Genomic DNA, 22699 nt, shown 5'->3' on the forward strand with positions numbered 1-22699 from the left:
AAATTTCTAACTCTATGATTTTTATGATGTTTTTTAATAATAAAATCACTTGGATGTTGGTAGGTTTTTATTTATTCATCACTGACGATGGTCATGCCAACGGCTTTTGCACCCCGAGTGCCGCCTGTCAAGTGAATGATTTGACGGGTGGAGTCTAGTTCATCAAGCAAAGCGCACGCTCGCACCGCCTTTGTACCACCACCGCACAGCACATAGATGTCGCCTGTGGTACTATCTAGTAAGTCTTTATCTAAGGTGTCTAATGGCTGATTGATGGCGTGCAAGATGTGTCCGCTTTGGTAGCTTTCGGCATCTCGCACATCCCAGATGGTCTTGTCGGCACTTGGGGTGAAGTCTTTGATGTCTAGTTGGCTGATCATGTTTTGCTCTCTTTGGTCTGCTGGGTTTTGTTAAAATGGCGCAGGAAAATGCGATAAAAATGCGTGGATTGGCGTATAATGTGAAATGGTTTTAATAAAATGGTTTGGTAAATTAGTTTCAATGTAACATAAGTGAAAAAAGATGACAAGTATTTCAACTGGTGACAGCGCCTTACCCAAAAAACGCTGTGCGTGGTGCGGACAGGACCCACTTTATCAAGCCTATCACGACGATGAGTGGGGCGTGCCATGCCACGATGATAGGCAGCTGTTTGCCATGCTGTGTTTGGAGGGCATGCAGGCAGGGCTGAGCTGGATTACGATTTTAAAGCGTCGAGAGGGTTATTATCGAGCGTTTGACGACTTTGATGCCAATAAAATCGCCCAATATGACGAAAGTAAAGTGGATGAACTGATGCAAAATGCCGACATCATCCGCCACCGCCTAAAAATCGAGGCGATCATCGCCAATGCCAAGGCTTATTTAAAAATTGTGCAAAATCAATATTTTAGCGACTATATCTGGGGTATCGTCGCCAAGTATCAAGCCAAAACACCGCTCATCAACCACCCCAAAGACATGGGCGACATCCCTACTCAGACCACTGCCAGCATCGCCTTGTCCAGGCAGCTTAAAAAAGATGGTTTTAAATTTGTCGGTCCAACAATTTGCTATGCTTATATGCAAGCGTGTGGCATGGTTGATGATCATGTGATGGACTGTGCTTACAAAAGGATGTAACGATGAGAGTGTGGACGATGATTTGGGTGTTGTTGGTGGTGCTGATTGTCTGCTTGGCGTGCGTGGCGCTGTGGGTGCACATGCCGCTAGGGGTGTGGACATACGCATTCATCGGGCTTTTGGTTTGTTTGGCGTTTGCGCTTATTTTCGCCAAGTTTACTTCATTGCCCGTGCCAAGTTGGATCGCTGTCGTCTCGGTATTTTTGCCATTATCTGTATTTGCGTGGATTGGCATGATGCAGCCAAGCAATGATCGACACTGGAACCCTGAGGTGGCGCACATTGTTGATTATGCCCAAGACACCGCCAACCCCGATCTCATCACCGTCAAAAATGTGCGCAATTTTCACTGGCGCAGCGAGACGGACTATGACATCGACTGGCAAACACGCACCTACGACCTAAGCAAGCTTGATTCGATGGATTTGGTGGTATCGATTTGGGGTAATGAAAACATTGCGCATACTTTTTTGACCTTTGGGTTTTTAGAGGGTGAGCGTTTGGCGTTTTCGGTGGAGATTCGCAAAGAGGCGCATGAGGAATTTTCAAGCATCGGCGGGTTTTTTCGGCAGTTTGAGCTCTCCATCATCGCCGCCACTGAGGCTGACATCATCTTTACTCGCTCAAACATCCGCAATGAGTCGGTGTATCTTTATCCCCTGACTTATGATCAAGAAAAAATGCGATCGCTTCTGTTGACTTATTTGGAGCAAGGACGCAAGCTTAATCAAAGCCCTGCTTGGTATAATACCCTCACCAGCAACTGCACGACTTTCATCTATAAGATGGTGCGTCTCGTTGATGAGGACAGTCGGCAGCTGCCGATGGATTATCGAGTGTTGGTGTCGGGTCGTCTGCCCAGCTATTTGATCGAGCTTGGAGTGATTCGCCCACATGATACGGCGGCGGCATGGAAAGATAAGGCGCACCTAAATCCAAAAGTCGCCAAATACGGCACCATTCAGCCGTCTGAGCAAGATTTTTCGCAGGCAATCCGTGAGCATTTGCCAAGAAAAGAGGGTCTATCAAAAGAGTTGCCGAGCTTTTAGTGCAGTTTAATGCAGTTTTTTTCATCTTAATGTCATCTCGCTTTAATGTCGTCTCGCTGCTTGATGGCGACTGTGCGGTGGGCAAGGTGGTGTTTGCAAGGGCGTGGGTGCTGTTAAAAACATGAACGCCTGATGGTTTTTATGATTTTTAGCCAAAACACGCCCAAGAAATGCTTGGGACGACAGTGCAAAACACAAAAAAAATTTCGCTCGCCCCCTATATTTTTTTGGCAAATTTTAGTAAAATTCGGTTTTACCAGTAAGCGACGAATTGTTATGACTAAATTTATTTTTGTAACGGGCGGTGTGGTGTCCTCTTTGGGTAAAGGCATCACCGCCGCCTCTTTGGCAGCCGTCTTAGAGGCTCGTGGTCTGAAAGTGACCATGACCAAAATGGATCCTTACATCAATGTTGATCCTGGCACGATGAGTCCTTTTCAGCATGGTGAGGTGTTCGTCACCGAAGATGGCGCCGAGACCGACCTTGATTTGGGCTACTACGAGCGTTTCTTGCGCCACTCTAAGATGAGCAAGGTAAACAACTTCACCTCAGGGCGTGTCTATCAGACGGTGCTTGCCAAAGAGCGTCGTGGTGACTATCTGGGTGGCACGGTGCAGGTCATTCCGCACATCACCGATGAAATCAAAGCTCGTGTGAGAGCATCTGGCGAGGGTTTTGACATCGCCATCATCGAGATCGGTGGCACAGTGGGTGACATCGAAAGCTTGCCATTCATGGAAGCGGTGCGACAGCTGCAAGTCGAGCTTGGGCATAATAACGCCATGCTCATGCACTTGACACTGCTGCCTTATATCAAGTCTGCCAGTGAGCTTAAAACCAAACCAACCCAGCATTCGGTAAAAGAATTGTTGTCAATCGGCATTCAGCCTGACATCTTGGTGTGCCGTACCGAGCACGATGTCGATGCCGACACCAAACGCAAGATTGCTTTGTTTACCAATGTACCAGAGCGTGCGGTGGTGGTGTGTAAAGACGCACGCAGCATTTATGAGATTCCACGCACTTTTTATGAGCAAAACCTAGACGATCTGGTCTGTGAGCGCTTTGGCTTTGATGTGCCAGAGGCAGATCTGTCAGACTGGGATAAAGTGATTGAAGGCTTGTTCACCGCTGAGGGCGAGATCGTCGTGGCGATGGTGGGTAAATATGTCGAGCTGCCAGATGCTTATAAATCTGTCAATGAGGCGCTGCTACACGCAGGCATCCACAACAAAACCAAAGTCAAAATTCACTACATCGATGCCGAAAAACTTGAAACCCAAGCACACCTGATGGATGAGCTGAAAGCTTGCGATGCCGTGCTGGTACCGGGCGGCTTTGGTGAGCGTGGCACTTTGGGCAAAATGATGGCGATCCAGTATGCTCGTGAGAATCATAAGCCATATTTGGGCATTTGCCTTGGTATGCAGCTTGCGGTGATTGAATTTGCTCGTAATGTCTTGGGCTTGAAGGCGAATTCTACCGAGTTTGACCGTAAGGCTGCCGATCCAATCATCGGTCTTATCACCGAATGGTTTGACGAAAAAGGCGAGCTACAAATCCGCTCTGATGATTCTGATCTGGGTGGCACGATGCGTCTGGGCGCACAAGAGGCACAGCTGGTGTCGGGCAGTAAGCTTGCCAAGATTTATGGTGCGAACAACATCACCGAACGCCATCGCCATCGCTATGAGATGAATAATCGCTACATCGAGCCATTAGAGGCGGCAGGCATGAAAATCTCAGGCTACTCTGCCAAGCAGCATCTGGTCGAGGCGGTGGAGATTGAGAGCCACCCTTGGTTTGTGGCGGTGCAGTATCACCCTGAGTTTACCAGCTCGCCACGAGGCGGACATCCGCTGTTTAATAGCTTTATCAAAGCAGCCATCGACCTAAAACAGTGATTTCATCAAAAAGCATGCCGTCGTTCGGTGTGCTTTTTGTTCAGTCTGGGTGTTTGTGAGCGACCAGTGTTATAAGCCTGTATGACAAATTGGATTTAACAGTAATTTTAACCAAAAAGGAAAAGCCGATGACGCAGTCATTAAATAAGCCTCAGTCGCACATCAATGTGGCAGGGATTGAGATTGGCAATGATAAGCCGTTTGTACTGTTTGGCGGTATGAATGTCTTGGAAAGCCGCGAGCTTGCTTTTGAGATCGCTGAGCAGTACATTGACATCTGCTCACGCCTAAACATCGGCTATGTGTTCAAGGCAAGCTTTGATAAGGCGAACCGTTCAAGTCTGTATTCTTTTCGAGGCCCCAGCCTTGAAACGGGCTTGACTTGGTTAAATGACATCAAAGAAAAGTACGATGTGCCCATCATCACCGATGTGCATGAGCCTTATCAGGCAGCGCCTGTGGCGAAAGTGGCAGACATCATTCAGTTGCCTGCATTTTTGTCTCGTCAAACCGACCTTGTGAGTGCAATGGCAAAGACTGGTGCGGTGATTAACATCAAAAAAGCACAATTTCTTGCGCCACATGAGATGCGCCACATCATCAATAAATGCCTAGAGGCGGGCAATGACAAGGTCATCTTGTGTGAGCGTGGCACGGCGTTTGGTTACAACAATCTGGTCGTGGACATGCTTGGCTTTGACACCATGAAAGCGATGAATGTGCCGGTGTTTTTTGATGTGACGCATGCTTTGCAGGAGCCAGGCGCTCGTGCTGACAGTGCAGGCGGTCGCCGTCATCAGATCACCACTTTGGCTCGTGCGGGCATGGCGACAGGCTTGGCAGGGCTGTTTTTGGAGGCGCATCCAAATCCTGATGAGGCAAAGTGTGACGGTCCTTGCGCACTTCGACTCTCGCAGTTGGAGCCTTTCTTGGCTCAGTTAAAGCAGCTGGACAGTCTGGTCAAGGGCTTTGAAGTGCTGGACACACACTAAGTTTGATCGGTATTTATTTTATAAAGGCTAATAGGCGCTTGATAAGACGCTGGTTTATCAAGTTGATTGATTGTTAATTTACATGACAATTTACATGACAAAAGGAACACATTATGTACGCTGAAACTACTGACAATGCCATCGAAATCAAAGACATCGTGGCTCGTGAGATCTTGGATTCTCGTGGCAACCCAACCATCGAAGCTGATGTGATCTTGGCAAATGGCGTGTGCGGTCGTGCTGCTGCACCTTCTGGGGCATCGACTGGCTCTCGTGAGGCTTTGGAGCTTCGTGATGGCGACAAGTCTCGCTATCTGGGCAAGGGTGTCAAAAAAGCCGTCGCTAATGTCAATAGCCAAATCCGCTCAGCGCTTTTGGACAAGGATGTGAGCGCTCAGGCAGAGATTGACAAGATTTTGATTGAGCTTGATGGCACAGAAAACAAAGAAAAGCTTGGTGCAAATGCCACGCTTGCGGTATCTTTGGCAGCCGCTCGTGCCGCCGCCATCGCCAAAAATCTACCACTACATCAGCACATCGCCAACCTGCGTGGTCAGACTTCTTTGACCATGCCTGTGCCGATGATGAATATCCTAAATGGTGGCGCTCATGCGGACAACACTGTGGACATTCAAGAATTCATGATCGAGCCTGTGGGATTCACCAGTTTTTCAGAAAGTCTGCGAGCAGGTACAGAGATTTTCCATGCGCTAAAATCTGTCCTAAAAGCCCAAGGTCTGAACACGGCGGTGGGCGATGAAGGTGGCTTTGCACCAAACCTACGCTCAAACGAAGAGGCGATCACAGTCATCATGAAAGCCATTGAGCAAGCAGGCTATAAAGCAGGTCAGGACATCTATCTGGCGCTTGACTGTGCGTCTAGTGAGTTTTATAAAAATGGTCAATATGTGCTAGAAGGCGAGGGCAAATCGTACACCAGTGAAGGCTTTGCTGACTATCTGGCAGGGCTGTGCCGCCAGTATCCGATCATCTCTATCGAAGATGGCTTGGATGAAAGCGACTGGGATGGTTGGGCGTATCTGACAAAACAGCTTGGCGACAAAGTGCAGCTGGTGGGTGATGATTTGTTCGTGACCAATCCTAAGATTTTGCGTGAGGGCATTGACAAAAACATCGCCAATGCGATTTTGATTAAGTTTAACCAAATCGGCACGCTGTCTGAGACTTTGGACGCCATTTATCTGGCAAAAGACAACGGCTATGCCACCGTCATCAGCCATCGCTCTGGTGAGACTGAGGATTCGACCATCGCTGATTTGGCGGTGGGTACGGCGGCAGGTCAGATCAAGACTGGCTCACTGTGCCGCTCTGACCGTGTCGCTAAGTACAACCAGCTACTGCGCATCGAGCAGCAAGTCACCGCCGCTTTCCGTGGTCGTGAAGAGTTCATCGGTCTGCGTGGCTGATTGAGTGTCTTTCGTGGTCAGTGCAGCAACCAAAAAACCATCGCCCACCTTGCCGCCTAAGCGCTTGGGGGCGATCGGCTATCTGTGTTTGATTGGCTTGGGATTGGTGGTGCTGGCTTTGTTGCAGCATCAGTATTGGCATGGCGAAAATGGTCACGCCAATTTGGTGGCGCTCAATGAGCAAATCGCCAAGCAAAACACCATCAACACTGAGCAAGCCTATGTCAATAATCTTTTGCGTGCCGATGTGCGTGATCTAAAAACACAAACTTCCGCCATCGAAGAGCACGCTAGGATCGACCTAGGGCTCATCAAGTCTGGCGAGACTTTTTATCAGCTGTCAAATGCGCCCATCACTTACAGCAGGCAGATGATCGAAAGTGAGGAGGCGGACGCCACCGAGCCTGTCGATGGCTTGGAGCTGACCGACGGCACGACACAATGATGATGAGATAAGATTGGCAGTGCCAGTCTTATTTTTTTAGGATTTAGGAGTGAATATGAAGGACGCACATCAGGTGCATGGACTCATCGTGGCGGCAGGCAAAGGCTTGCGTCTTGGGGCGGATAGACCTAAGCAATATCTACAAATCACCGATAAGACAGTGCTTGAAGAGAGCGTGGCAAGACTGAATGTCGATGCGCTGTCTGATTTGACTTTGGTGGTCGCCAAGGATGATGCGTATGCGGCAAAGCTGTCGTTTGATTTTGCTGGGGAGGTTCATCGGACCTTTGGCGGCGATGAGCGATGGCAATCGGTGAAAAATGGCGTTAAGAGCATTCGAGACAGAGGTGCAAAAGACACAGACTGGGTGCTCATTCATGATGCTGCAAGACCTTGTCTACCTAGGGCGGATCTGATGGCGGTATTGACAGCTTTAAAGCAGACGACGCATGATGGCGTGATACTTGCAGCACCTGTGGTGGATACCCTAAAACAAGTCGATGGTAGCAGTGTCGTTAAGACGGTGAGTAGAGAAGGGCTGTGGCAGGCGCAAACGCCGCAGATTTTTCGGCTCGGTGCGTTAGAGAAGGTGCTGGCTGAGGTGGCGGCGCAAGGTCTTGTCATCACTGATGAGGCGAGTGGCTTTGAGATGTTGGGGCTTTCGGTGGAGGTGGTTGCAGGGTCACGGCTGAACATGAAGCTGACCTATGCCGAAGACTTGCCGCTTTTGCGGTTTATTTTGTCGGACTTGATTGAGTAGTCGCTCATTGGGCACATCTGTGTTTTAGGAGGGGTCATGCTAAGCGTCATCAGTATCGTCATCATCGCCATCATGCTTGGGGTGCTGGCACTCATGCCAAAAGTGGTGCTAAGCGATACGATGTCACAAGAGATTCTTGCCCCTTGGTCGTTTGAGGTGCTGTCGATTTTTTTGATTTTGGCGTGCGTGCTGCTGACCATCAGGATGTCAAAGTCTTTTTTTCGGCGTGTGTTTGGCGCCTTTGTCATTTTAGTCATCATCACATTGTTTGGGCTGCGAGCGATGATGGCGCATCATCAATTTGAGCAGTTTGTCGTGGACAAGCCCTATACGGTGACGGCAAATGTGCACATCAGCCAAATCAGTGACAGCGTGTATGACGAGCTTTTGGGGGCGGCTTATCGTCAGCAGGCGTTCATCGATGACTTGGTGCCAGTGGCGCATCTGCACGCTGACGCTACCCGCCTGAAAAATCCTTTTGCCACAAATGACACGGCGCCCATGTCAGTGCCAGATATGCCTGATGACAGTCAGCTGGACGGTCGGCTGCCAGACGGCATGACGGTGCTTTTGATGGCAAATGCACGCCAAGCCAAGGATTTAGAGCGCCTTGATGAGCTGCTGCCAAACACGCACGCTCGCATGACTTTGCAAATTGAGCCGATCGCCACTTCAAAAAGCGCCAGTGGTTTTGATAGTAATGTTTGGCTGCGCACCAGAGGCATTCACGCAACCGCACGCATTTTATCCATCGATGCTGTCACGCCAGTGAGTCATGATGGCATTGAGGGTTATTTACAAGGGCTGCGTCAGACACTAAGAGCGCATTTTTATACCGACTGGCATCAGATGGATACGCCAAGCCAAAGAGCCAAAGCGGTGACTTTGAGTCTTTTGACGGGTGACCGTGCGCTGATAGACCGTGCAACAAAAGACCTGTATCAGCTGGCAGGGATTTCACATTTATTGGCGATTTCTGGTACGCATGTGGTGTTTTTGGCGGTGATGTTGGCAGGTCTTGGCACTTGGCTGATTGACAAAGTTTATCCCAGTCTTTATATGACCGTGGCAAGATGGCAGGTGCGGCTTGCCGTGATGGTGACGGCGAGCGTGATTTATGCGCTGTTTACTGGCTTTGATGTGCCTGCCGTGCGTACGGTGTATATGCTTGGCGTGTTGGCATTGGCAAGGTATTTGGTGCTGCCTTTGTCCAATTTGTCCATATTGTTTTTGGTGGGGCTGGTCATGGCGTGGCTTGACCCTTATGTGCTGTGGCAGGCGGGGTTTTGGCTGTCTTTTGTGGCGGTGCTGCTGCTCATGCGCTATGAGACGGCGCTCATGCAAGGTGCGACTGGCGCTTTGGGTCTTTGGCAAGATGTCAGGCAGCTTGTGGGACTGCAAGTTTGGCTGTTTGTTGCCATGCTGCCCTTGTCGTTACTGTTTTTTGGTAAGGTGTCGCTGTGGGGCGTGCTGGTCAATTTGTTTGCCGTCGGGCTGTTTGGGGCGGTGATTGTGCCAGTCAATCTGCTTGCTGGCGTGGTATTTGCCATCTCGCCTGCCATCGCTGATGCGCTATGGGCGGTGTCGTCTGCCATCTTGGCGTGGCTTCATGAGGCATTTGAGCTGTTTTTATTGGGTGATTCTTGGCTCTATGCGCCATTTGGGGCGGTAGGGTTTGTGCTGTTTGTGATGGCTTTATTGCCCATGATTTATAAGGGTCTGCCAAAGATGGCGATGATTTTGCCGCTGGCGGTGCTAGGTCTTATGCTTATAAAAAATGAGCTGTTTGTGCAGCACAGCGAGGCGACGACGGTCTGGGTGGTGCCAACCGATCAAAGAGCGATGCAGGCGGTGCTTATCAAAAGCGATGGGGCGGCTTGGCTTTTGTTATCCGACTTTGGCATGAAGTCGCCAAGTCTGACTCATGGTGACATGCTGATCGATGCGCTGCGTCGTCAGGGTGTGCGCACGCTGACAGGGGTGGTGGTGCAGACGCCAAGTGCGCATTTGCCCAAGATGGTGGCGGACATTCATGCCAAAGTGCCTGTTTTGCATTATTGGCAGGCGGGGCGTGAGACAGTGGCTTTAAGTGGACTGGTGACGCAGGACTGTCAGGCAGGGTGGGTACACCAAGATGGCGAGCTGTCGCTGCGAGCGCTGACAGGCTGGCGTGAGATCGCTGATGAGACGGTGTGGGGGTGTAGCATTGAGCTTAGCAGCCAAAAACCCATACAGCGCATTGATGATGTGCAAAATACCACGCAAGATGCCACGTTCGATGCGCCCGTCCCCTTGGATGGCGTGCGCCGTGTGATCATCAATGCTGCGATGCATGAAAACACTTGGACGCTTTGGCAGTGGATTTGTCAAGATGAAAATACCCCCATCGCTGCTCGGGCGACCGTTTATGATGGGCTGTGGCTGTCGCATTCTTTGGCGCATGACGACGATGAATTGCAGCAGGTGTTTAAAGCGACGCCTTGGTAGTGGGGTGGCTTTTTTAATCAGCTGCGATTAATCAGGCTTGATCTTTAAACTACCTGATAAAAACCCATATTTTACTTCATTTGCCATTGAATTTTTGTATAAACGACCCATGTATGCTTGATTATCCATTTTTCATTGCATTTTAAAAAGCCCATAAGGATCAGCGTATGGCATGGCCACCAAACCCCAACCCTCATTCAAATCCCAACCCAAACCCCAATCCAAATCAGACGCAGCCCACGCATCTTACACCACAGACGCCTGAGTGGCAGATCATCGAAAAGACCATGCTGGCAAGCGTCGAAGAGCAGCGCCGAGCTCGCCGATGGAGCATATTTTTTAAGCTTTTGACTTTCGCTTATGTGGTGTTTTTTGTGCTGATGCTGACTCGTGGTTGTACGCCTGCTGGCATGTCAAGCGGCGCACCCATGGGCATCGGTGAGCCGCATCTGGCGGTGATCGATGTGCGTGGGGCAATTTCGGCAAACAGCGAGACCAGTGCGCACCATATCAACAGCGCTCTTAATGAAGCTTTTGAAAATGAGCAAGCCAAAGCGGTGGCGCTTGCCATCAATTCTCCGGGTGGCTCGCCTGTGCAGTCTGACGAAGTCTGGCAGATGGCAATGCAGCTCAAAAAAGAACACCCCGACAAAAAACTCTATGCCGTCATCGGCGATACGGGTGCATCGGGTGCGTATTACATCGCTTCGGCGGCTGATGAGATTTGGGTCAATTCATCAAGTTTGGTCGGCTCCATCGGTGTCATCATGTCAGGCTACAACATTGAGCGTTTGCTTGACAAGGCGGGTATCGCTGACCGCACCATGACCGCAGGCGAGTATAAAGATATCTTGTCGATGACCCGCCCGATGAGTGAGACCGAGCGTGCGCATGTACAAAAGTTGCTCGATACCACACATCAAAACTTCATCGATGCAGTCAAAGAAGGTCGTGGCGACAAGCTTAAAAATGCTGATGAAAGCCAGATTTTCTCAGGGCTGTTTTGGACAGGTAAAGAGTCGGTCGAACTGGGTCTTGCTGATAAAATCGGTGGCATGAGCCAACTTGAAAAAGAGCTGGATTTGACGCAGGTGAATTACAGCTACATTGATCCGGTCAAGCAGTTTTTTGACCGCTTTGGTGTGCAGGTCGGCAAGGGCTTGGGTCAGGGCGTAAAAATTGGTTTGCTTGATGATGAGCAGACGATGAAATGATGACCACAAAAAACGCACTTTTATCGGTGCGTTTTTTTATTGATTGGGTGTTTTTTTTATGAGATTGGCGAATGGCAATCAGCCCAAATCGCAATTTTTATTGACATCAGCAAGCGCCTCGTCAATGATTTTTTGACTGACGCCTTTTTTACGAAGTTTTTCGATAAACAGCACATCATCAGCCAAGCTATAATTACAATTATCGCGGTCAAGACCTTGGCGAATGTACAGGCGAATCAAGCCCTGAATGCGGTTGAAGCCGTGTGCGCCAGCCGTCTCTTCAAGATGACCGATGATCTCTTCGGACAGACGAAGATGGATGGGGCGCATGATGATTTCTGGGTGATTGGAAAATTTGTTTTTAATTTTTGGGGAAATCATGGGAATACTGGTTTTTTTAAAGGTTTGATTGGCCTTTATTTTATCACATTTTTTGAGAAAAATTAACCGCTCATTTGCAATAATTTGTGATTTTCAGGCATATTTTCTGGCATATTTTATGGGTGGCGACGGTGAATTAAACCGCCATTCATCGGTAAAATTTGCTATAATGACCGCAAAATGCAAATCATTAAAAACCTTAATGACGCTGTTTTGATTTGTGATGGTGTCATTGTGTTTATTTATGGGCTGTATTAACTTCATTTAATCATTTTAAAGGTGTCTTATGTCGTGGCAACAACTGCATTTACAATGCCCAAAAGATAAAGTGGACTTTGCCGAAGCGTTATTTTACGAAGAAGGAGCGGTGTCTATCATCTTAGAAGACGCAGGCGATGAGCCATTATTTGAACCCATGCCAGGGGAAGAGCCGCTGTGGCAAGATGTCGTGATGACGGCAATTTTTGATACCAATTCTGATGACCGCTTTGACGGCACGGACTTTGAAGGCATGGCAAGCACCATCGCCGCCCAAGTGGGAGCGACTCGTTTTTGGACGACACGCCTTGACGACAAAGACTGGTCTCGTGAGTGGATGAAGCATTATCAGCCTGTCAAATGTGCAGGCAACTTATGGATCATCCCAGAATGGCTGGACGCACCAGACCCAGACGCCATCAATCTGATCCTAGACCCCGGTCTTGCCTTTGGTACAGGCTATCACGCCACCACTCGCCTATGTCTTGATTGGCTGTCAGCACAAGATTTGACCGATAAAGTGGTCATTGACTACGGCTGCGGTTCTGGTGTGCTTGGTGTGGCGGCTCTGCTACTGGGTGCAAAATCCGTCTTGGCGGTGGATATTGACCCGCAAGCTGTTCTTGCCACCAAACAAAATGCCGCTCTAAATGGCGTGACTGACCGCTTGCAGGTGTTTTTACCAGAAGAGTTTGTAGAATACCGCAAACAGCATGGCGAGCCTGTGGATACCATCACCGCCAACATTCTTGCCAAGCCTTTGATCAGCTTTGCTCCGTATTTTAGCACCCTGCTTAAAGACGGTGGTTCTATCGTGCTGGCGGGACTCATCACCAACCAAACCCAAGAGGTGATTGACGCTTATACGCCGTTTTTCACCTTGGATGCGGCATTTAATTATGACAAGCCAGAAGACAGCCATTGGCACAGACTCTCAGGTACCAAAAAAGTAGCCTAATTTCAAAAGCCATAAAAATCCGCTTTTATCAGGTATAAAAGCGGATTTTTTATGGTAATGTCAAGGCTGGCAAGCGGTTTATGGTTAATATCAAGCCAGTCGGCATATTCATCAAAAATAAAAACCGATTTTGACTTTATAAAATCCGCCAAAAATGCTATCATTTGCCTTTGGGCTTGGTTACAATTTTTGACAAATTGTAACAAACAGCCGTCTATTACACTTACCGAATTTATAAAGTAATGCAGCTTTTGTAGGCTGGGGAATTGAGCACAACCCAACATTTTTGGTGCCAGTCTTTGAATTTGTTGGGTTTCGTTTCACTCAACCCAGCCTACCCAATCACATGATTCTGTGACAACTTTAACATTCGGTTGGTATAACTTACACTTTATTCATTATTTAGGTGATGTTATGAGTTTTCAGCGTTTTGCACTTTTGTCCGTCTCAGACAAAGCAGGCATTGTTGAGTTTGCCAAAGGCTTGGCACAAGCAGGCTTTGGCATTTTATCCACAGGCGGTACTTTCAAACTTCTGACCGAATCTGGCATTGACGCCATTGAAGTTTCTGCCCACACAGGCTTTCCTGAGATGATGGACGGTCGTGTCAAAACCTTGCACCCAAAAATTCACGGTGGCATTTTGGGTCGCCGTGGCACGGACGATGGCGTAATGAGCGAGCATGGCATTGATCGCATCGACATCGTGGCGGTGAATTTGTATCCATTCGCCCAAACGGTTGCTAACCCTGCCGTCAAAATGTCTGACGCCATTGAAAACATTGACATCGGTGGCCCTGCGATGGTGCGTTCTGCCGCCAAAAACCACGCCTTTGTTGGTATCATCACAAGTCCTGCTGACTACGAACAAGTGCTGGCAGAAATCCAAGCAGACGGTCAATTATCAGACGCCACTCGCTTTGATTTGGCGGTCAAAGCCTTTGAACACACCGCCGCTTATGATGGTATGATTGCCAATTTCTTGGGAGCAAGACTGCTTGACAAAGGCGAAAACCTGTCTGATGACGCCACTGCGAAAACCCAATACGCGCGCACCTTTAACACGCAATTTATCAAAGCCCAAGACTTGCGTTATGGCGAAAACCCGCACCAAACAGCAGGCTTTTATGTAGAAAAAAATGCAAAAGAAGCGTCAATTTCTACCGCCAAACAACTTCAAGGCAAAGAGCTGTCTTATAACAACATCGCTGACACGGACGCTGCTTTGGAATGCGTGAAATCATTCGCTAAGCCTGCTTGCGTGATTGTCAAACACGCCAACCCATGCGGTGTGGCAGTGTCTTTGGACGGTATTTTGGATGCTTATAATTTGGCGTACGCCACCGACCCAGAGTCTGCTTTTGGTGGTATCATCGCCTTTAACCGTGAGCTTGACTGTAAGACCGCTCAAACCATCATTGACCGTCAATTTGTGGAAGTCATCATCGCCCCTAGCGTGGCGGACGGTGTGTCAGAAATCGTGGCGAGTAAGAAAAATGTGCGTCTTTTGATTTGTGGCGAGTTGCCAAACATCAACGAACGCACCGCCCAATTTGACTACAAACGAGTCAATGGCGGACTTTTGGTACAAGAGCAAGACTTGGGCATGATTGACAAGGCGGACTTAAAAGTCGTTACCGAAAAAGCTCCGACCGATGCTGAGCTTGACGATCTGATCTTTGCGTGGAAAGTCGCCAAATATGTCAAATCCAACGCCATCGTTTATGCCAAAAACCGCCAAACAGTCGGTATCGGTGCAGGGCAAATGAGCCGTGTCAATTCGGCACGCATTGCAGGCATCAAGGCAGAACACGCAGGGCTGGAAGTGGTCGGTGCGGTCATGGCATCAGATGCCTTTTTCCCATTCCGTGATGGCATTGATAACGCCGCCCGTGCTGGCATTAAGTGCATTATCCAACCTGGTGGCTCTATGCGTGATGAAGAAGTCATCGCCGCTGCCAACGAGCACGGCATTGCGATGGTGTTTACAGGCATGCGTCATTTTAGACATTGATTGCTTACTTGACAGCCATAAAAATACCGCTCAACATTTTTTGGGCGGTATTTTTTTTTGGGTTATTGAGTAAAAAAGTCTTCTTGGGAGTCATCGGGCAAAGGCGTGCCATCAGACCACTGTGGTGCAGCTTCAAAAGATGGTTCGGTGTATTCATTGTCCAAAATCACCAGCTGATCACCCAAAGATTCTATGCGTGCGTTCAGCGCCTCTTCATAAAGTAGATTGCTGGCGCAGTAGCCGAAGTCGTGGGGTGCGTATTGGCGGGTGACGGGCAGCCATAGGGCGTTTTGACAGCCCTCAGTAGATAGTAGTCCTGTGCCATTATCCAGCCACATCCATTCAATGCCATCAGGCTGCGACAGATTGACAGGGGTGTGTTTGAGTGGCTGCATGAAAGCTCGCCAGATGGGTAGGGCGTGCTTGCTGCCAGTCAGCCCGACGGGTTTGTTGTCATCTCGACCCACCCAGACCACCGAGACATAGTTGCCGCTATACCCTGCAAACCACGCATCTCGTCCGTCATTGGTCGTGCCTGTTTTGCCTGCCAGATTGAGACTTGGGTCGAAGTTGCCTGCTTTGGCGGTGCCGTGTTTGAACACCTGCTGCATGGCGTGGTTGGTGAGATAGCTTGCCTCTGGCGATAGGCGAGTTTGAGTGCGTTTGTCGCTGTTTTGTAGCACTCTGCCTTTATCGTCGATGACTTTATTGATGGTGTGCAGGGGAGCTGCACCGCCACCATTGGCGAATATCTGATACATGCCAAGCATTTGCATGGGCGACAAATCCACCGCCCCAAGCAGCACCGATGGATAATTGGAGCTCGGTGCGTCCACGCCAAGCGCATTGAGCTGCCGATAAAAAATGTCTAGCCCAAATTCCATGCCGACATTGACCGCCGCTTGGTTGTACGACTGCGCCAGTGCCGTCATCAAAGGTGTGCTGCCGTGTGAGATGCCGCTGTAGTTTTTTGGTGTCCAAGTATCAGCGCCTACCGTGTAGCTCATCGGGCTGTCATCGACGCTGCTTGCCAGATTGTAGCGTCCTGATTGTAGAGCGGTGAGATACACCACGGGTTTTAGCAGCGAGCCGACTTGTCTTTTGGCGTCGATGGCTCGGTTGAACCCTGTAAAATCACTGCGACTGCCGACGATGGCGACCACCTCGCCTGTGGCAGGGTGAGCGCTGATGAGTGCGCCTTGTAGGCTTGATGACAGACCATGAGTGATGGCGCTTGTGGCGTGATTTTGGGCGATGGGGTCTAGCGTTGAGATGATGCGTAGCCCTCGGTTTTGTAAGTCTTCTTCTTTATAATACGCTTTTAGCTCACGAGAGATGGCATCAAAAAAATCAGGAAAACGACTCTTAGCGATGGTCGGTGTTTTGACCACGCCAAGCGGTTTTTTGCTGGCAGCGTCATACTGGCTTTGGCTGATTTTGCCAGTGATGAGCATATTATGCAAGACAGTGTTGCGCCGAGACAAAGCTCTCTTTGGGTGCTTTCTGGGGTTGTAGTAGCTTGAACCTTTGGCAATGCCAACCAGCAGCGCATATTGATCCAAACTCAGCTCCGACAAAGGTTTGTTGAAATAAAACTGTGCGGCGATGCCAAAGCCATTCACCGAGCGGTTGCCGTTTTGTCCCAGATTGATTTCATTTAAATAAGCCAATAAAATCTCATCTTTGCCGTAGTGCAGCTCCAATAAAAGTGCCATGATGGCTTCGTTGGCTTTGCGTTTGAGTGTGCGTTCAGAATTTAGGTAGAAATTTTTGATGAGCTGCTGGGTGATGGTCGAGCCACCTTGACGCTCGCCCCCTGAGATGTTGGACAAAATCGCACGAGCCGTACCACGCACCGACACGCCATGATGCTGATAAAAATTGCGGTCTTCGGTGGCGATGAGCGCATCAATCAAAGGCTGTGGCACACTGCCTTTTTCTAATAAAATGCGGTCTTCGTTGTTTTGTGGGTAGATGCCGCCGACATTGACAGGCTCCAAGCGCAGCACGCTTTTGTTGGTGGGCTGGCTGGTCATTAGGCGGGCAATTTTGCCATCGGCAAAGCTTATCTGTATGGTTTGTTTATTTTCCACATCGCCGCCGCCATAGTCAAAGCCACGCGTGTGAATGGTGTAGGTGCTGCCTGACTTTTGGTAGCCGCCTTGCGATGATGAGCGCTGGCTGTAATTGAGCAGTTTTAGCCATGTTTCAAGATCGCCTTGGCTTAGCGGTGCATTGGGATACAGTTCAAGCGGGCGAGAATAGACGGTGGCAGGAATGTCCCAGCGGCGGTTTTCAAACTTGTTGATGATGGTGGTGTTTAAATAAAAAGCATACAGCCCAAAGGCAAGCATCGCAGCGATCATCATGATGAGCAAAATAAAGCCGATCACTAAGCCTTTTTGTGATGATTTGGGCGTGTTTTTTGGAAAATTTTGCGCAGGCATAGCATGTTATTTGATTTCAAAAGATGCTCCATACTAGCGATTTGTCAGGCTTTTGGCAAGCATTAAAATACGCTTTTGGCAGCTTTTTATGAAATGCTAACTGTCAGTAAGTTTGGCTTAATAGTTGGTTTGATGGTAGCAATATTGTACACGCCAAGCAAACGGCAATCAGCATAAAGCGCACAAGCGCCAACTGTGCTATAATATGGGGTATTGATAACGCCTGCCAAGCAAAACAATTTATCGGAACGATGACGATGACCGCAAGCCATGATGCCACCATTGATACTGATGAAATTATCCATTCCTTAGTGCTTCCACCAGAAGGGGCATGCTTTCACTGTGGCGAGATTTTGCCCAAAGAGCCGTTTTATACGACCATTTTTCAAAAACCACGCCCCATGTGCTGTCTGGGCTGTCAGCTTGCGTCTCAAAGTATCGTAGAATCTGGGCTTGAGCAGTATTACCTAGACCGCCGTGAAATCAGCCCGACCGCCAGCCTGCCTGATGCGATGAATTTTGATGCTTATAATCATGACGACATCAAGGCTCAATTTGTCTATGCCGAAGATGGCGGCAGTACGGCAGAATTGTCGGTGGCGAATTTGCGTTGTTCGGCGTGTACTTGGCTGATTGAGACTCGCCTTAGAGCCTTAGAAGGGGTGCGTGCTTGTCAGGTCAATCTTACCCAGCAAAGAATGCGAGTGAATTGGGATGAAAGTCGCTGCGACATTGGGCAGATTTTGCAAGTGGTGCATTCGGTGGGCTATGATGCTAAGCCTTATCGCCAAGACACGCACGAAGCCATGCTCAAACGCCAAAATAAGCAAATGCTCATTCGCCTTGCCATTTCGGCTTTGGGGGCGATGCAGGCGATGATGTTCTCCATTGGTATGTATTTTGGGGAGTATTCTGGGATTTTGCTCGAGCATCGTGATTTTTTAAGATATGTGGCGTTGTTTGTTACCATTCCTGTGATGTTCTATGCAGGCGTGCCGTTTTTTGCGTCAGCGATGAATGCCATCAAGGCTCGGCAGGTCAATATGGATGTGCCTGTGTCCATTGCTTTGATTACCACTTTTAGTGCCAGCGTGTATGCGACTTTGACAGGTGGTGGCGAAGCGTATTTTGATTCGGTGTCCATGTTTATTTTCTTTTTGCTGGCAGGGCGTTATATTGAGCAAAATGCCCGCCTAAAAGCGTCAAGCATGGCATCGGATTTGGTGGTGATTGAGCCGATTTTGGTAGAAAAACTTACTCATGATGCCAATTTGGTACAACAGCTTGCCAGCACCGCCCAAGATAAGCCGTCCGTCATCAAGGCGTGGTGGCAGGCTCATCAGGCAAATTTCCCCAATCAAAACAGCCAAAACCAAGACAAACTGCTGGCTCAGTCGGTGCAAGTGGGCGATGTCATTGCCATTCATGCAGGCTCGCAAATTGTCGCTGATGGCGTGCTACTGTCTGATACGGCGACCGTGTCGCAGAGTCTTTTGACAGGCGAGAGTGATTTGATTGTCAAACGCTGTGGCGATGTCGTGGTGGGTGGCTCACAAAACGACAGTCAGCCTTTTGTGATGCTCGTAACGGCAGAAGTGGATGACAGTCAGATTGCCCTGATTGACCGCCTGATGAACCGTGCGATGAGCGAAAAGCCACAAATCGCCCAAGATGCCGACCGTATGGCTCGTTGGTTTGTGGCTCGTGTGCTGGTGCTGTCTTGTTTGGTGTTTGCGGTTTGGTGGTTTATTGATAAAAGTGAAGCGCTGTGGGCGACGGTGGCGGTGCTGGTGGCGACTTGTCCGTGTGCGTTGTCGCTGGCAACGCCGATTGCCCTGACGGTGGCGACCAACCGCTTGGCACGGCATGGGTTTTTGGCGACTCGTGGACATACGATTCAGACGCTCTCAGAAGTGTCTTATGCGTGCTTTGACAAGACAGGAACGCTGACACTGGGGCAGGCGAATCTTTTGAATACGGTGAGTGTGCTGGATAAGACGACGAGCTTAAAAATCGCTGCCGCTCTTGAAGTTGGCTCAAAACACCCTGTGGCACGAGCGATTTTGACGGCAGCTCATGGGCTACATTTGCCTGCGGTCAAAGAAGTCATGCACCATACGGCAGGCGGTGTGGAAGGGCAAATTGACGGCGTGCTGTATCGTATCGGTCATCAGCAGTTTGTACAGCCGGCTGGCGAGTTGCCATCTGATTTGGTGGAAAATTTGGGCGAATATCAGGCGAATGTGTCGGTGCTGTTGTCGCATTTTGTGCAAGGTCAATGGCAGGTGTTGGCAAGATTTTATTTTAATGATGCCATTCGTACAGACGCAAAGCAGATGATTGATGAATTAAAATGCCAAAATATTACGCCCATCATGCTCACGGGCGACCCCAACCCAAATGCCCTAGAAGTGGCGAAAACTTTGGGTATTAAGCAGGCTTATTTTGGGCTAAGTCCTGAAGATAAAGTCCGTCATATCAAGGACTTACAATCATCAGGGGCGAGCGTTTTGATGGTGGGCGATGGCATCAATGACGCACCTGTATTGGCAGCGGCAAATGTTTCTACGGCGATGGCAGGGGCGGCAGATTTGGCGCAGGTGTCGGCAGACAGCGTGCTATTGGGTGGACGATTGACGGCAATCTCTCAAGCGGTGGCATTGGCAAGCAAAACTCGCAAAATCATTCGTCAAAACTTACGCTGGGCATTGACTTATAATAGCCTTGTGCTGATTCCTGCGGCATTGGGCTATGTACCGCCTTGGCTTGCGGCGATTGGTATGTCTTTATCCAGCTTGCTTGTGGTGGCAAATGCCATGCGATTAAAGCGATGAGCTGTGATTTTCTTAGTAAGTTCAGGTTTAAAGCTTGCTTATTTACCAAGATGACTATCCCCAAAGCAAAAATCGCACCCATGAGAGTGCGATTTTTTTTTGTATTTGAATGTTAATGTCAAACATCAGTCGTCTTGTAGATAGCCAATCAAACGCAAAAATTCGATGTACATCCACACCAGCGTCGATAAAATGCCGATGCTGTAAGTCCATTCGTACTCTTGCGATACGCCGTAATGCACGCCTTTTTCGACATTATCAAAGTCAAGAAGTAGGCTAAATGAGGCGATGATGGTCACAAACACACTAAAACCAATCGCCACCAAGCCACCATCAAACAACAGCGGCAGGCTTGAGCCGAACAATCTAAACCCTAGCTGCACTAGGTATAAAATACCAATGGCGATGATCGCTGAGGTTAGGATTGAGCGGAATTTTTCAGTCACCTTGACGATGCCTGTGGTGTATAGCGTCAGCATGACCGCAGCCGTGATGAAAGTTGCCGATAGGGCAGACAGTGGCACGCTTGGGTAGCGCAGATACATGATGGTGCTAAACGCCCCAAGTAGCACGCCTTCAAAAAGCGCATACGGTACAGCAAGAGTCTTGGCAAGGTGTGGCTTAAAAGCACTGACCAGACCTAAACCCATGCCAGCAAACAGACCCACCAATGCCAGTGGATAAAGCATGCTGGTAGAAATGCCGCCCATGAGCGCATAAAAAAACACGCCAAAACCAGAGACGGCAGCCAATGCCAATAAAAATGCACTTTTTCTAACCACGCCACCGACCGTCATGGCGACGCCACCGACAGCCAGCTCGGTGCGGCTAATGATAGGATTTGCCATAAAATTTTCCTTAAAATACAAATATCTGGATGATTTTTATGATTATAAGGCAGATTTTTGAAAAATCAAGTGCTTTGCATGTTTGGCGATAGGGCTGATGGGGTTTGCTGTGTAATTGATATGCAAAGTAATTGGTGTGCAAATTGATGCCCATCATCAAAACTTGGCTTGTACTCAGATTGGGTTTTTTGGTATCATATGCTTTATTTTTTCGCTGATTTTTATGTCAAATTTCATCAATAATCACCCCAAGCGCCCACCGTTTCGCCGCATTGGTGTGATGGGTCGTGCTGGCAAAAGTAGCGTGGTTGAGAGTTTAAATGAACTCATTGCGCTTTTGGATGCCCGCAAACTGTCCATCATCATTGACACCGAGACCGCCGCCATCGAGGGCTTGCACATCGACTTTGATCAGGTGGATGGGCATCAGTTTAAGATCGTGCCACGCCAAAAGATGGGCGAGCATTGCGACTTTGTGATCGTGGTGGGTGGTGATGGCTCCATGCTGCAAGCGGCAGGCGTGCTGGCAGGGACAGATGTGCCTGTACTGGGCGTGAACCGTGGTCGGTTGGGCTTTTTGGCGGATGTCAATCCTGATGAGCTGACCGAGCGTGTCTCTCAAGTGCTAGATGGCGATTATTGGCTGGTGGATCGTTTTTTATTGACCTTTAAAATCGTACAAAATGACGAACATGGCAGACCGACCGATGTCGTCATTCATGAGGATGTGGCGCTCAATGATGTGGTGCTACACGCAGGCAAATCGGTGCATACCATCGACTTTGAGCTGCACATCAACGGCTCACCCGTCTATCGCCAGCACGCTGATGGTCTCATCGTCGCCACCCCCACAGGCTCGACCGCCTACTCGCTCTCAGCGGGCGGTCCGATCATTCATCCGACCATCGACGCCATTTGTCTTGTGCCCATGCATCCGCACACGCTGTCGAGCCGTCCTTTGGTGGTGGCAGGCAGCAGTCAGATCGCCATCAACATTCATAAGGATAACCGCACACAGCCAATGGTCGGCGCTGACGGCAAGGCATCGGCACCACTGGATAATGATCAGACTTTGCTGATTTCTAAGCATGATAAGACCTTGCTGCTCTTGCATCCGCCAAGTTATAATTTTTATGAGGCGTGCCGCACCAAGTTAAATTGGAATTTATACAGCGAAGAATTTGCCCTAAAAACTTAACGAGACAGCCATGAACAAACAAGACATTCTAAATAGCCTAACCCCTGAAATCGTCGCCAAATTTCGCACCGCCATTGAGATTGGCAAATGGGAAAATGGTATACGCCTGACCGACGAACAGCGCCAAACTTGCATGCAGGCGGTGATGGTCTGGGAGCATGAATACTTACCAAGCGAAGAACGCACAGGCTACATCGAAAAGCCAAAAGACAAAAAGGGCAATACCGTGGGTGAGGAATGCGATGTCGAGCATGAGCATCATTATCCCAATGCCGAGCGCCCTGTGGTGTTTAAAGATTAAGCATGACAAAAAGGACGAAGTGACTCGTCCTTTTTTGGTTTATAAGCGACACAGTTCGTA

Annotated in this window: 18 protein-coding genes; 14 read left to right on the top strand and 4 right to left on the bottom strand. The window is 49.1% G+C overall.

Features of this window, described 5'->3' with window-relative positions:
• Window positions 1-71 precede the first annotated feature (71 nt).
• Window positions 72-380, bottom strand: a complete 309-nt coding sequence (locus LU290_RS02320) for a rhodanese-like domain-containing protein (protein ID WP_277808955.1) — start codon at window positions 378-380, stop codon at window positions 72-74.
• A gap of 142 nt (window positions 381-522) precedes the next feature.
• Here LU290_RS02320 and LU290_RS02325 point away from each other — a divergent pair, with 142 nt between their 5' ends.
• The 9 genes from LU290_RS02325 to sppA all read left to right on the top strand — a co-directional run bounded on the left by LU290_RS02325 (window position 523) and on the right by sppA (window position 11401).
• Entirely contained in the window at window positions 523-1122 is a 600-nt protein-coding gene (locus tag LU290_RS02325) for a DNA-3-methyladenine glycosylase I (RefSeq protein WP_277808956.1), read from the top strand.
• Window positions 1123-1124: 2 nt separating this feature from the next.
• The gene (locus tag LU290_RS02330) at window positions 1125-2171 is read left to right on the top strand and encodes an Lnb N-terminal periplasmic domain-containing protein (protein WP_277808957.1); all 1047 of its coding nucleotides are present in this window, start codon (window positions 1125-1127) and stop codon (window positions 2169-2171) included.
• 276 nt (window positions 2172-2447) lie between these two features.
• Window positions 2448-4076, top strand: a complete 1629-nt coding sequence (gene pyrG / locus LU290_RS02335; protein WP_277808958.1) for a CTP synthase — start codon at window positions 2448-2450, stop codon at window positions 4074-4076.
• Window positions 4077-4204: 128 nt separating this feature from the next.
• A complete protein-coding gene (gene kdsA / locus LU290_RS02340) occupies window positions 4205-5068 on the top strand; it encodes a 3-deoxy-8-phosphooctulonate synthase (protein WP_277808959.1) in 864 nt (287 codons plus the stop codon).
• Window positions 5069-5181: 113 nt separating this feature from the next.
• Window positions 5182-6495 (top strand): phosphopyruvate hydratase, encoded by a 1314-nt coding sequence (gene eno, locus LU290_RS02345; protein ID WP_277808960.1) that lies wholly within the window; start codon window positions 5182-5184, stop codon window positions 6493-6495.
• 4 nt (window positions 6496-6499) lie between these two features.
• Entirely contained in the window at window positions 6500-6940 is a 441-nt protein-coding gene (locus LU290_RS02350; RefSeq protein ID WP_277808961.1) for an FtsB family cell division protein, read from the top strand.
• A 55-nt stretch (window positions 6941-6995) separates the two neighbouring features.
• On the top strand, window positions 6996-7700 hold the full coding sequence (gene ispD, locus LU290_RS02355; protein WP_277808962.1) for a 2-C-methyl-D-erythritol 4-phosphate cytidylyltransferase: 705 nt from the start codon (window positions 6996-6998) through the stop codon (window positions 7698-7700).
• A gap of 36 nt (window positions 7701-7736) precedes the next feature.
• Window positions 7737-10187 (top strand): ComEC/Rec2 family competence protein, encoded by a 2451-nt coding sequence (locus LU290_RS02360; protein ID WP_277808963.1) that lies wholly within the window; start codon window positions 7737-7739, stop codon window positions 10185-10187.
• Between the two features lie 167 nt (window positions 10188-10354).
• The gene (gene sppA / locus LU290_RS02365; RefSeq protein WP_277808964.1) at window positions 10355-11401 is read left to right on the top strand and encodes a signal peptide peptidase SppA; all 1047 of its coding nucleotides are present in this window, start codon (window positions 10355-10357) and stop codon (window positions 11399-11401) included.
• 78 nt (window positions 11402-11479) lie between these two features.
• Here sppA and LU290_RS02370 read toward each other — a convergent pair whose 3' ends face one another.
• Window positions 11480-11782, bottom strand: a complete 303-nt coding sequence (locus LU290_RS02370) for a CopG family transcriptional regulator (RefSeq protein WP_277808965.1) — start codon at window positions 11780-11782, stop codon at window positions 11480-11482.
• A gap of 286 nt (window positions 11783-12068) precedes the next feature.
• Here LU290_RS02370 and prmA point away from each other — a divergent pair, with 286 nt between their 5' ends.
• Entirely contained in the window at window positions 12069-12998 is a 930-nt protein-coding gene (gene prmA / locus LU290_RS02375; RefSeq protein ID WP_277808966.1) for a 50S ribosomal protein L11 methyltransferase, read from the top strand.
• A gap of 414 nt (window positions 12999-13412) precedes the next feature.
• Window positions 13413-15011: a bifunctional phosphoribosylaminoimidazolecarboxamide formyltransferase/IMP cyclohydrolase gene (gene purH / locus LU290_RS02380; RefSeq protein ID WP_277808967.1), complete on the top strand. Its 1599-nt coding sequence runs from the start codon at window positions 13413-13415 to the stop codon at window positions 15009-15011.
• 62 nt (window positions 15012-15073) lie between these two features.
• On the opposite strand, the gene mrcB is transcribed toward purH, so the two are convergent.
• Window positions 15074-17458, bottom strand: a complete 2385-nt coding sequence (gene mrcB / locus LU290_RS02385) for a penicillin-binding protein 1B (protein WP_277808968.1) — start codon at window positions 17456-17458, stop codon at window positions 15074-15076.
• 257 nt (window positions 17459-17715) lie between these two features.
• Between mrcB and LU290_RS02390 the strand changes: the two genes are divergently transcribed.
• The gene (locus LU290_RS02390; RefSeq protein WP_277808969.1) at window positions 17716-20292 is read left to right on the top strand and encodes a heavy metal translocating P-type ATPase; all 2577 of its coding nucleotides are present in this window, start codon (window positions 17716-17718) and stop codon (window positions 20290-20292) included.
• A 125-nt stretch (window positions 20293-20417) separates the two neighbouring features.
• Here the strand turns inward: LU290_RS02390 and LU290_RS02395 are convergent, their stop codons facing one another.
• Window positions 20418-21140, bottom strand: a complete 723-nt coding sequence (locus tag LU290_RS02395; RefSeq protein WP_277808970.1) for a Bax inhibitor-1/YccA family protein — start codon at window positions 21138-21140, stop codon at window positions 20418-20420.
• 223 nt (window positions 21141-21363) lie between these two features.
• Between LU290_RS02395 and LU290_RS02400 the strand changes: the two genes are divergently transcribed.
• Window positions 21364-22338 carry an NAD(+) kinase gene (locus LU290_RS02400; RefSeq protein WP_277808971.1) on the top strand — a complete coding sequence of 325 codons (975 nt, stop codon included), beginning with the start codon at window positions 21364-21366 and terminating at the stop codon, window positions 22336-22338.
• 10 nt (window positions 22339-22348) lie between these two features.
• Window positions 22349-22639 carry a YeaC family protein gene (locus tag LU290_RS02405; protein WP_277808972.1) on the top strand — a complete coding sequence of 97 codons (291 nt, stop codon included), beginning with the start codon at window positions 22349-22351 and terminating at the stop codon, window positions 22637-22639.
• Window positions 22640-22699 lie beyond the last annotated feature (60 nt).

The organism is Moraxella nasibovis, from assembly GCF_029581575.1.
Classification (GTDB): domain Bacteria; phylum Pseudomonadota; class Gammaproteobacteria; order Pseudomonadales; family Moraxellaceae; genus Moraxella; species Moraxella nasibovis.

Coding starts and splice junctions, on each gene's coding strand:
- sppA (WP_277808964.1), top strand. CDS start 10,355: ATGGCATGGCCACCAAACCCCAACCCTCATTCAAATCCCAACCCAAAC.
- LU290_RS02330 (WP_277808957.1), top strand. CDS start 1,125: ATGAGAGTGTGGACGATGATTTGGGTGTTGTTGGTGGTGCTGATTGTC.
- LU290_RS02370 (WP_277808965.1), bottom strand. CDS start 11,782: ATGATTTCCCCAAAAATTAAAAACAAATTTTCCAATCACCCAGAAATC.
- LU290_RS02395 (WP_277808970.1), bottom strand. CDS start 21,140: ATGGCAAATCCTATCATTAGCCGCACCGAGCTGGCTGTCGGTGGCGTC.
- ispD (WP_277808962.1), top strand. CDS start 6,996: ATGAAGGACGCACATCAGGTGCATGGACTCATCGTGGCGGCAGGCAAA.
- LU290_RS02360 (WP_277808963.1), top strand. CDS start 7,737: ATGCTAAGCGTCATCAGTATCGTCATCATCGCCATCATGCTTGGGGTG.
- eno (WP_277808960.1), top strand. CDS start 5,182: ATGTACGCTGAAACTACTGACAATGCCATCGAAATCAAAGACATCGTG.
- mrcB (WP_277808968.1), bottom strand. CDS start 17,458: ATGCCTGCGCAAAATTTTCCAAAAAACACGCCCAAATCATCACAAAAA.
- LU290_RS02400 (WP_277808971.1), top strand. CDS start 21,364: ATGTCAAATTTCATCAATAATCACCCCAAGCGCCCACCGTTTCGCCGC.
- LU290_RS02390 (WP_277808969.1), top strand. CDS start 17,716: ATGACCGCAAGCCATGATGCCACCATTGATACTGATGAAATTATCCAT.
- LU290_RS02320 (WP_277808955.1), bottom strand. CDS start 380: ATGATCAGCCAACTAGACATCAAAGACTTCACCCCAAGTGCCGACAAG.
- prmA (WP_277808966.1), top strand. CDS start 12,069: ATGTCGTGGCAACAACTGCATTTACAATGCCCAAAAGATAAAGTGGAC.
- LU290_RS02405 (WP_277808972.1), top strand. CDS start 22,349: ATGAACAAACAAGACATTCTAAATAGCCTAACCCCTGAAATCGTCGCC.
- kdsA (WP_277808959.1), top strand. CDS start 4,205: ATGACGCAGTCATTAAATAAGCCTCAGTCGCACATCAATGTGGCAGGG.
- purH (WP_277808967.1), top strand. CDS start 13,413: ATGAGTTTTCAGCGTTTTGCACTTTTGTCCGTCTCAGACAAAGCAGGC.
- LU290_RS02325 (WP_277808956.1), top strand. CDS start 523: ATGACAAGTATTTCAACTGGTGACAGCGCCTTACCCAAAAAACGCTGT.
- pyrG (WP_277808958.1), top strand. CDS start 2,448: ATGACTAAATTTATTTTTGTAACGGGCGGTGTGGTGTCCTCTTTGGGT.